This is a genomic window from Acinetobacter sp. UBA991, from assembly GCF_002292065.1.
GTDB lineage: Bacteria > Pseudomonadota > Gammaproteobacteria > Pseudomonadales > Moraxellaceae > Acinetobacter > Acinetobacter higginsii.
In genome coordinates, this window is sequence record NZ_DBBF01000005.1 from 1 (window position 1) to 10,212 (window position 10,212).

The following is a 10,212-nucleotide window of genomic DNA, read 5'->3' on the forward strand; positions in this document are numbered from 1 at the left end:
GTAAAGTTCCTGCTCTTCCTACTACAATCGCAAAAATGATTGCGACCACCAGAAACGACCATGTTGGAATTTCCATTTAGGACCTCCACCACCCTTTACGTTGGTGTTTGTACTTTAACGAAAATAAATCGGACTTGATCGTCAGATTGTCTGACAATCATAATTTTCACTATTTTTTAGAGTATTTAATCTAACAATTTAAACAAGACAAACCTTAATTTTAATTAAATTATTGAAATTTATATTCTTATTAATTTTATACAGTTGTAGAATTGTCGAACAATCATCCCAGTTTTGCGCGTAATTTTAGCTTTTTCCATTGCGAATATGACAATTGATCCCACCAAATAATGCAATTTTTATGCTTTTCCTGAGAAAAATAGAGCGCGATATAAAGTTGGTGATCTAATATTTTGATGATCTGTCTACGCTGGATCTTTAATTTGGGGTCATAAAATTCGAACGAACATTCTTGATGATCCAAGTATTCAAAACGTCTAATTTGAGGTCGTTTCAAAAATAAAAACCAAGCAAAGCCCATCATGCCAAAGCACAGTAGCCAAATCCATAAGGTAAGTAAGGAATAGGTTAAACTAAGGATGGCAATGAAAATCAAGAGCTGCAATATCATCGCAAAACGACTGCGTTGCAGCTCGAAAACACCATTAGCCATGGACATAGTGTTTTAATTTTAAAATAAAATCTTTTAATTCTGCACGAGGTGGTTCCCCTACCTCCATAAACCAATCCAATAAATCTGGATCTTCTTGATCAACCAACTCGGCAAATAATGCCTTTTCAGCAATATCAGCTGTCAGGTAGTGGTTTTTAACATAAGGATCAAAATACACATCGATTTCTTTTAAACCGCGACGCGCACGATACACAACCTTACGCTCTTCCAGTGTCATTTCATCAGACATTATTGGCTCCGCAATGCAACAATTTTTCCATAGTGTACCCGATCTCCCCGATGAAGTTCTGAGAGATTTTTCTCAAGTGACCAAATACATCAATCAAATTGAGCATTGATCACATTGTTCACTATTTTCAATTTCTTGTATGGTGATGAAGATGATTTAAATCCAACACACTAGGGAAAAATAACAAATGCAATCAGGTGCTATTCGTCCAATTCCAAACATGCTGCCACGCAAACTGTTTACTTCAGACCATGAAGCATTCCGTGAAACCGTGCGTAAATTCTATGAGAAAGAAGTTGTTCCTAATATTGAAAAATATGAAACACAACAACATGTAGATCGTGACTTATGGAATAAGGCAGGTGCACTTGGCTTACTTTGCACGACCATGCCAGAACAATATGGTGGCTCAGGTGTCGATCGTCTCTACAGTATGATTCTGATCGAAGAACAAGCCTATGCCATGGATTCAAGCACGGGCTTCTCTTTGCATTCAGATATTGTTGCCAACTATATCAACAACTTCGGCAATGAAGCGCAAAAGCAACACTGGTTACCAAAAATGGCAACAGGCGAAGCCGTCACAGCGATTGCGATGACTGAACCTGGTACAGGTTCCGACCTACAAGCAGTTCGCACGACTGCCGTATTGGATGGCGATGAATATGTCATCAATGGTTCTAAAATCTTTATTACCAATGGCTATCTTTGCGACATGGCGATTGTGGTGTGTAAAACAGGCAACAATGAAAAAGGCTCAGCCAATTTATCCTTACTGATTGTAGAAGCGGATCGTGCTGGTTTCAGCAAAGGTAAACCTTTGAACAAAATTGGGATGAAAGGCCAAGATACCTGTGAATTGTTCTTTGATAATGTCCGTGTGCCGAAAGAAAACCTATTAGGTATGGAAGGCATGGGATTTATCATGTTGATGAAAGAACTCGCTTGGGAACGTATGCTGGTCGCAATTATCTGTCAAGCAGGTGCTGAAGCAGCCTTTGCACATACCGTGCAATACACCAAAGATCGTAAAGCATTCGGCAAAGCCATTAGTACCTTCCAGAATACTCGCTTTAAACTGGCGGAATTGCGCACTGAAATTGATTTCTGTCGTACCTATCTCGATCGCTGTATGGAACTACAGCTTGAAGAAAACTTAGGTGTGGATGCGGCCGCAGCTGCGAAATACAAAATTTCCGACATGTTCTCAAAAGTTGTAGATGACTGCTTACAACTACATGGTGGTTATGGTTATATGCTGGAATATCCAATTGCCCGTGCTTATATCGACAACCGTGCCAATCGTATTTATGCAGGTACCAATGAAATTATGAAAGAACTCATTTCTCGTACCCTCTAAATAGCAATACAACAAAGGGATCGTGCCCGATGCACGATCGCTTTTTTATTTATTTCGATTCAGGTTTTTCAGTCGTTTGAACGGGCTGCGGATTCATTCTTGCCATTAGCTGCTTAACTTTTGGATTCTCAATATATTGTTGCATGGTGGTATTCAGTGCAGTACGTGCATTTTGTGTGGTGAAATGTGCGACTTCACTGCCAACATCACTGGCTTTCTTTGCCCAAGCCTTACCTTCTACAGATTGATAAAAGGTCAATGCAGCTTGTAACTCTTTCTGGCTAAAACTTTCCACATAACGTTGCACGATAAATTGCTTACGCTGTTCACTATTCAGATTTTTGCTCAAATCGGTATAAAAACTTTCAGGTAAGTCTTTTGGCAAACGCATACGAATTTGCTCTAAAATCATTTTATCGGTGTTTTGCAAACCTTGTTCAGTCCCGTCAACAGATACCAGCTTTTGCGCAATGACTTCTTTTTGTTTTGCATCATCGGCAAACACCAATGTACTGAATAATAATGTCCCTAAGATGATGATTTTTTTCATCGTATTATCCCTAATCAAAATTTTCTAATGTGCTCAATATACGCGATATTGATCGAATTTAAAGCCCGATTGCAAATAAAAAACCCCATGCTTATGCATAGGGTTTTTTAATAAATTCAATAAATAATTACGACACTAGCTTTGGCTTACGATCGACTTGCTCACCACGTTTATGGAATTGCAGGACCACGTCATTGAATGATGCATCTTTCAATTCTTTACGATCCGCAAGATAGTTATTGGTGATTTTCCACGGTGCTTTTTTACCTTGCTTCGGCATTACATCTGCTGCACGTGCAATATAACCAGAAGACATTTTACCCATAATGGTATCTTGTTCACGCAATGCTGGATCCGCATGGGCAATGACTTCATCATAGCCATTTTTGTCCATATGATTCAGCAAACGACAGATATAATCCGCTGCAATATCAACCTTTAAGGTCCAAGATGCATTGATATAGCCAATGATCATTGCCATATTTGGTACATCACTGACCATCACACCTTGATATAGCATGTGTTGAGAGGTATCCATTGGCTTACCATCAATTGTGCCTTTCACGCCACCCAAGATTTGGATTTCTAAACCTGTTGCTGAAATCACAATATCTGCTTCAAGGTGTTTACCAGACTTCAATTGAATACCATTTGCCGTGAATTTTTCAATTTGATCTGTTTCAACATTGGCTTGGCCTTCACGTAATGCCTTGAATAAATCACCATCTGGTACGACACATAAACGTTGATCCCAAGGGTTATAGCTTGGTGTAAAGTGTTTCATATCCACCTTACCTTTCAACTGCAACTCAATACCTTTCAACAATAAGCGACGTACTGTTTTTGGATATTTTTGTGCTAATGCATAAATACCACGTTGCATACCAATATTACGTGCACGGGTAAATTTATAAGCGGTTTCCTCAGACATAAATTTACGCGTTTTTTCATAAATGAAGTCAATTGAAGGAATCGTCGCAATATAAGAAGGAGAACGCTGTAACATGGTTACATGCCCTGCACCGCCTTTCACCATTGAAGGAACAAGGGTAATTGCTGTTGCACCACTACCAATAATAACGACTTTCTTACCTGTATAATCTAGGTTTTCAGGCCAGTGTTGTGGGTGGATCAATTGGCCTTTGAAATCTTCTTGTTTTGGAAATTTCGGTGCATAACCTTGATCATAGTTGTAGTAGCCTGTGCAACCCATCACAAAATTTGCAGACCAAGTTTGCTTTTTCTTGTTACTGTCTTCAATTTCAACAGCCCATTTTTTCTTTGCAGAATCGTAGTTTGCAGAAAGGACACGATGACCAAAATGAATTTTATCTTTTAACTGATTTTCACTGATCACATCGCTTAAATAGCCCTTGATCTCAGCACCGCTTGCCAATACTTTATCTTTTGCCCATGGTTTAAAATTAAAACCAAACGTTGACATATCCGAGTCAGAACGAATACCAGGGTAACGGAATAAATCCCAAGTCCCACCAAAGCTATCACGACGTTCTAAGATTTCGAATTTACGTTGTGGACAGTTTTTCGAGAGATGCACAGCTAACCCAATCCCAGAGATACCTGCACCAATAATTAATACATCAACTTGCTTTTCCATTTTTTTTATACCCTGTATAAACCATGACTTTATTAAAGCACAAATTTGACAATACGCAATGTCAAGTTTGGTCATTCATCGGTTTTTTCATATCACTTCGGGACAATTTTAGAAAAAAGAGTGCTAAAAAATCCTGAGATTTCTGCTTGGATTTCGTTCAGTAGAGGGTTTGCTTTCGTAGATGAATAAAATTATCTGTACTCACTGAATACTTATAAACATGCTTTATTCAATATCTACAGGGAGACAACTTTTAAGGAAAAAGCTCAGGATAAGAGATGATGTAGAAATAGATGTATTAGCAATTTTAGATCATAGCTTTAATTTCAAATAGAAAATGCCATTTATATCCTAGAATAAAAATAGCTTCATCAAAAGCTCATCTATATATTCTGCGTTATTTTTCAAGGCTTTTGATTCCACTCCATAAGTTTGAAAACCAAACTTTTGATATAGCTTAATTGCTGGCTGATTATCATCAGCGACAATAAGTAAAATTTGTTCTAGATATTCTTTGCTATGTTCAATAACAGTCCTGAGTAATCTATCTGCCACCCCCTGTCTTTGAAATTCAGGTTCAATAAATACACTTGATAAATAAGCCTTATGAGCAAGCTTTGTTGCGACCTCTCGGGTTAAAGTCGCTGAACCAATAATTTTATCGTTGTAGTAAACGCCAAAAACTGTTGAACTAGATAAGCAATTTTCAAAGAAACTTAATGGCTTTACCGCTTCTATACGATAAGTAGAACCAAACATTTCAGGGGCTTTTGCTAAAGCTGAAAGCCTGATCGTTCTAAAGTCATTCAGCTCATTCACACTTAGAATTTTAATCTCAATATTTAGCATACTTGTCTATTTGAATTTTTATAAGAACGCGACTTAATTTAGCATATCAACCAGTTGGCCAAACACAGATTAATTAAAAAGATAAATAAAAAAGGCCGGTTATTACACCGGCCTTTTTTGGAACAACTGACTGTTCTACACGTAGAAGTATTATTTTACTTCACGGTCAACGAGTTCAACGTAAGCCATCGGTGCAGCATCACCTGCACGGAAGCCCGCTTTAAGAACACGAAGATAGCCGCCGTTACGTTCTTTGTAACGAGGGCCAAGAACGGTAAATAATTTACCAACAGTTGCTGCAGAACGAGTACGAGCAAACGCTAAACGACGGTTTGCTACTGTATCGTTTTTTGCCAAAGTGATTAAAGGCTCAGCAACGCGGCGAAGTTCTTTCGCTTTAGGTAAAGTTGTTTTAATTAACTCGTGCTCAACTAAAGCATTTGTTAAATTTTGGAACAACGCCTTACGGTGGCTGCTGGTACGGCCTAATTTCACACCACTATTACGATGACGCATGGTGATAGTCCTACTTAATTAACGGCTACGATAGGCAAAACGGTCATCCATACGGAGACTAGCTGGTGGCCAGTTCTCTAAACGCATGCCGAGTTGTAAACCTTTCGAAGCCAAAACATCTTTGATCTCTGTTAACGATTTTTTACCTAAGTTAGGAGTTTTTAACAACTCAACTTCAGTACGTTGAACAAGATCACCAATGTAGTAAATATTTTCTGCCTTCAAACAGTTAGCAGAACGAACAGTTAGCTCGAGATCATCTACTGGACGAAGCAAGATTGGGTCAACTTCTTCGCGAGGCTCTTGAGCAACAGGAGTTTGATCTTTCTGAAGATCAACAAAAATTGCAATTTGTTGTTGCAAGATTGTTGCCGCTTTGCGGATTGCTTCTTCTGGATCAACAGTTCCGTTAGTCTCAAGATCAATCACTAACTTATCAAGATCGGTACGTTGTTCAACACGAGCATTTTCTACTGTGTATGAAACACGCTTAATTGGGCTATAAGAAGCATCTAACTGTAAACGACCTACAGGACGTGTTTCACCTTCAGGGAAACGTGAGTCAGATGTTTCATAACCACGACCTTGAGAAACTTTAAGGCGCATTTTCAATGAACCTGTAGAACTCAAAGTACCGATTAAATGATCAGGGTTAACCACTTCAACATTATGAGGTAAACGAAGATCAGCTGCAGTTACGTCACCCGCCCCTTGTTTCTCTAATGTCAAATATGCTTCGTTTTGATCGAACAGCTTAATAGACAATCCTTTTAGGTTCAGCAAGAGCTCGACGATGTCCTGCTGCAAGCCTTCTAAAGTACTGTACTCGTGCTCGACACCTTCTATTTCCACTTCAACCACAGCAGCGCCAGGTAAAGAAGACAATAGAATGCGACGTAAAGCATTACCTAGAGTATGACCAAAGCCACGCTCTAAAGGTTCCAGAATCACTTTTGCCGAGGTCCCGCTCACCGCTTCGACCTTGATCGCTTGCGGAGTTAGAAACTCGTTTGCAGTACGCGTCATTTATTGCTACCTCAAGGATTATTTAGAATACAATTCTACAATCAAGCTTTCGTTGATTTCAGCAGGTAAATCAGAACGATCTGGTGCAGCTTTAAACGTACCTTCTAACTTAGAATGGTCAATTTCCATCCAAGCAGGGATACCACGTTGAGCAGCTAATTCAATTGCGTTTTTAATACGTAATTGTTGTTTAGCGCCTTCGTGTACTGCAATTACATCACCAGCTTTAACTTGGATAGATGCAATGTTAACACGACGACCGTTCAAAGTGATGCTACGGTGAGATACTAACTGACGAGCTTCTGCACGTGTAGAACCAAAACCCATGCGATAAACAACGTTATCAAGACGGCTTTCAAGCAATTTCAACAAGTTTTCACCTGTTGCGCCTTTCACACGAGCAGCTTCTTTGTAGTAGTTACTAAATTGACGCTCTAACACACCGTACATACGACGTACTTTTTGTTTTTCACGTAATTGTAGTGAGTACTCTGATTGTTTGCTACCACGAGCTCCGCCATGTTGGCCAGGAGCTTTAGCATGTTTTTTAGTCTTAACGTCAAACGGTTTAACGCCAGATTTTAATTGCAGGTCTGTCCCTTCGCGGCGAGAGAGTTTGCATTTTGGACCAATATAACGAGCCATGAATGTTTCTCCTTACACGCGACGTTTTTTAGGTGGACGGCAACCGTTGTGCGGAATTGGAGTCACATCGGTAATGCTGTTAATTTTATAACCCACTGCACCTAATGCACGAACCGCAGATTCACGACCAGGACCAGGACCTTTTACAAGGACGTCCAAGTTTTTCAAACCGTAATCTAAAGCAGCTTTACCAGCAACTTCAGCAGCTACCTGAGCAGCAAACGGTGTTGATTTACGTGATCCACGGAAGCCTTGTCCACCTGAGGTAGCCCAAGCCAATGCATTACCTTGACGATCGGTAATCGTAACAATGGTGTTATTAAAAGAAGCGTGAATGTGTGCGACACCTTCAGAGACGGTACGAGTGACCTTCTTGCGTGCGCGAGTATCTTTAGCCATCTTTTAGCTTCCAGAAATCTTATTTCTTAATCGGTTTGCGCGGACCTTTACGGGTACGTGCGTTAGTTTTGGTGCGTTGTCCACGGACAGGCAAGCTGCGACGATGACGAAGACCGCGGTAGCAGCCTAAATCCATTAAACGTTTAATGTTCATGGAAATTTCGCGACGTAAATCACCTTCGGTCGGAACCTTAGCAACTTCTGCACGAATCGCATCAAGCTGAGCATCATCTAATTCACGGATCTTAGTAGTTTCAGCAATACCAACAGAAGCTAAGATATTCTTAGCAGTGTGGCGACCTACACCAAAAATATACGTGAGAGAGATAACAGCATGCTTGTTATCCGGAATGTTTACACCGGCAATACGAGCCATTCAATTTTCTCCAAAAAGGCAGTCAAGATAATCAACCGCCCCACAAAAATCTTGAGGGGCGGATAATAACCTAATTAGCCTACTGAAATCAACAGGTCTTAATTAAATTAACCTTGACGCTGCTTATGACGAGGTTCTGCGCTACAAATTACGCGAATAACCCCATTACGACGGATAACTTTACAGCTACCACAAATTTTCTTTACAGAAGCTTGTACTTTCATGATGAAACCTTCTAAGTGCGCTTATCCCTTAGGATGAGCAGTCGTTTTTCTCATTAACGTTTGATTATCATATTGATGCGAAGTAAGGTGCGCTTGGAGTTGCGCCATAAAGTCCATTACGACTACGACGACAATCAATAAAGATGTTCCACCCAAATGGAATGGAATACCAAACGAACTTTGCAATACCATAGGCATTAAACACACTACAGTAATGTAAATTGCACCAATGAAGGTCAAACGGTTAAGAATATGATCTAAATAACGAGCCGTTTGCTCACCTGGGCGGATACCAGGCACATATGCCCCGCTACGCTTTAAATTCTCTGAAACTTCTTTCGGGCTGAAAACTAGCGCCGTATAGAAATAACAGAAGAAGATAATTAACGCGCCAAAGAGCATTAAATACAACGGCTGTCCAGGCGATAACACCAATGCCAGATCTTGTAGGCTGCGCTTCACAATCCCTGCATTTGGATCAGCACTTCCTAACCATTGTCCCAAACTCGCTGGAAATAATAACAATGAGCTTGCAAAAATCGCTGGAATTACACCTGCCATGTTAATTTTTAACGGCAAATGTGTTTGCTGTGCAGTAAATACACGACGACCTTGCTGTTTTTGTGCGTAGTTCACTGGGATACGACGTTGTGCTTTTTCAATAAACACGATCGCAGCTAAAACGGCTAATGAGAGTAAACCGAATACAGCTAAACCAATTAAGCTACCCTGACCATTCTGTACAGACGTAAACGACTGAATCACAAGATTTGGCAAACCTGCCACAATACCTGCGAAAATGATCATCGAGATACCATTACCAACACCACGTTCGGTAATTTGCTCGCCCAACCACATCAAGAACATCGTCCCAGCAACTAACGAAGTTAGTGCTGGAACGTAGAATGCTAGGCCTGACGTTAAGGTAATACCTTGACTAATCAAGCCAGCACACATCCCTACACCTTGCACGAGTGCAAGAAATAAGGTGCCGTAACGCGTATATTGATTGATCTTACGTTTGCCTTGCTCGCCTTCTTTTTTCAAAGCTTCCAGCGAAGGAACTACCGTAGACATTAATTGCACGATAATCGATGCAGAAATGTACGGCATAATCCCCAACGCCAGAATCGACATGCGTTCTAATGCACCACCAGAGAACATGTTAAATAAACCTAAGAAGGTACCTTCATTAGCTTTAAAAAACTGTGCTAGCGCTACATTATCAATCCCCGGCAACGGAATATGCGCTCCTAGTCGAAAGACCAATAACGCGCCAATCAAAAACATTAATCGACGAATAATTTCACGGTATTTCACATGAAATGGTTGGCCTTTCATCATGTTTACATGACCTGAAGAACTAGGAGTCATAGACACTCGAGATTACTCCTCGACTTTACCGCCAGCAGCTTCAACAGCAGCTTTAGCGCCTTTAGTCAACACAACACCTTTAACAGTGAATGCGCGAGTGATTTCACCAGAAAGAACGATGCGAGCACGAATTTGGTCACGACGAACAACATTCGCAGCTTTTAAAGTTTCAAGGCTAACAACATCACCTTCAACTTTATTCAACTCAGACAAACGTACTTCAGCAGTTTTCAAAGCGATTTGGCTAGTGAAACCGAATTTAGGCAAACGACGATATAACGCAGTTTGGCCGCCTTCAAAGCCTGGACGAGTACCACCACTTTTACGTGAGTTTTGACCTTTGACACCACGG

At 40.4% G+C, this 10,212-nt stretch carries 14 protein-coding genes; 1 reads left to right on the forward strand and 13 read right to left on the reverse strand.

All coding sequences use genetic code 11. From position 1 onward, the window contains the following. Positions 1 to 283 precede the first annotated feature (283 nt). Entirely contained in the window at positions 284 to 673 is a 390-nt protein-coding gene (locus tag B2727_RS01315; RefSeq protein WP_033134246.1) for a hypothetical protein, read from the reverse strand. After that, positions 666 to 923 carry a succinate dehydrogenase assembly factor 2 gene (locus tag B2727_RS01320; protein WP_004804137.1) on the reverse strand — a complete coding sequence of 86 codons (258 nt, stop codon included), beginning with the start codon at positions 921 to 923 and terminating at the stop codon, positions 666 to 668. The genes B2727_RS01315 and B2727_RS01320 overlap by 8 nt, the downstream gene beginning before the upstream one ends. Positions 924 to 1,110: 187 nt before the next feature. Between B2727_RS01320 and B2727_RS01325 the strand changes: the two genes are divergently transcribed. After that, positions 1,111 to 2,283, forward strand: a complete 1,173-nt coding sequence (locus tag B2727_RS01325; protein WP_033134245.1) for an acyl-CoA dehydrogenase family protein — start codon at positions 1,111 to 1,113, stop codon at positions 2,281 to 2,283. A gap of 49 nt (positions 2,284 to 2,332) precedes the next feature. Here the strand turns inward: B2727_RS01325 and B2727_RS01330 are convergent, their stop codons facing one another. From B2727_RS01330 to rplO, 11 genes are all read right to left on the reverse strand, one after another. Beyond that, complete coding sequence (locus B2727_RS01330; RefSeq protein WP_005201193.1) at positions 2,333 to 2,833, reverse strand: DUF2059 domain-containing protein; 501 nt, start codon at positions 2,831 to 2,833, stop codon at positions 2,333 to 2,335. Positions 2,834 to 2,960: 127 nt separating this feature from the next. Further along, entirely contained in the window at positions 2,961 to 4,451 is a 1,491-nt protein-coding gene (locus B2727_RS01335; RefSeq protein ID WP_004804131.1) for a flavin-containing monooxygenase, read from the reverse strand. 351 nt (positions 4,452 to 4,802) lie between these two features. Next, positions 4,803 to 5,300 (reverse strand): GNAT family N-acetyltransferase, encoded by a 498-nt coding sequence (locus tag B2727_RS01340; RefSeq protein ID WP_033134244.1) that lies wholly within the window; start codon positions 5,298 to 5,300, stop codon positions 4,803 to 4,805. Positions 5,301 to 5,450: 150 nt separating this feature from the next. Continuing rightward, entirely contained in the window at positions 5,451 to 5,816 is a 366-nt protein-coding gene (rplQ, locus tag B2727_RS01345) for a 50S ribosomal protein L17 (protein WP_004641032.1), read from the reverse strand. A gap of 18 nt (positions 5,817 to 5,834) precedes the next feature. Continuing rightward, positions 5,835 to 6,842: a DNA-directed RNA polymerase subunit alpha gene (locus tag B2727_RS01350; RefSeq protein ID WP_004804125.1), complete on the reverse strand. Its 1,008-nt coding sequence runs from the start codon at positions 6,840 to 6,842 to the stop codon at positions 5,835 to 5,837. Positions 6,843 to 6,860: 18 nt separating this feature from the next. Further along, on the reverse strand, positions 6,861 to 7,487 hold the full coding sequence (gene rpsD / locus B2727_RS01355; protein ID WP_004657698.1) for a 30S ribosomal protein S4: 627 nt from the start codon (positions 7,485 to 7,487) through the stop codon (positions 6,861 to 6,863). A gap of 12 nt (positions 7,488 to 7,499) precedes the next feature. Further along, positions 7,500 to 7,886 carry a 30S ribosomal protein S11 gene (gene rpsK, locus B2727_RS01360; protein WP_004281491.1) on the reverse strand — a complete coding sequence of 129 codons (387 nt, stop codon included), beginning with the start codon at positions 7,884 to 7,886 and terminating at the stop codon, positions 7,500 to 7,502. Positions 7,887 to 7,905: 19 nt separating this feature from the next. Beyond that, positions 7,906 to 8,262, reverse strand: coding sequence for a 30S ribosomal protein S13 (rpsM, locus tag B2727_RS01365; RefSeq protein ID WP_005201198.1), 357 nt, complete (start codon positions 8,260 to 8,262; stop codon positions 7,906 to 7,908). A gap of 107 nt (positions 8,263 to 8,369) precedes the next feature. Next, positions 8,370 to 8,486 (reverse strand): 50S ribosomal protein L36, encoded by a 117-nt coding sequence (gene rpmJ / locus B2727_RS01370; protein ID WP_000867907.1) that lies wholly within the window; start codon positions 8,484 to 8,486, stop codon positions 8,370 to 8,372. 21 nt (positions 8,487 to 8,507) lie between these two features. Continuing rightward, positions 8,508 to 9,827: a preprotein translocase subunit SecY gene (secY, locus tag B2727_RS01375; RefSeq protein WP_171248672.1), complete on the reverse strand. Its 1,320-nt coding sequence runs from the start codon at positions 9,825 to 9,827 to the stop codon at positions 8,508 to 8,510. A 45-nt stretch (positions 9,828 to 9,872) separates the two neighbouring features. Then, on the reverse strand, positions 9,873 to 10,212 hold a 340-nt coding region (gene rplO, locus B2727_RS01380), incomplete at its 5' end, for a 50S ribosomal protein L15 (RefSeq protein WP_291347401.1).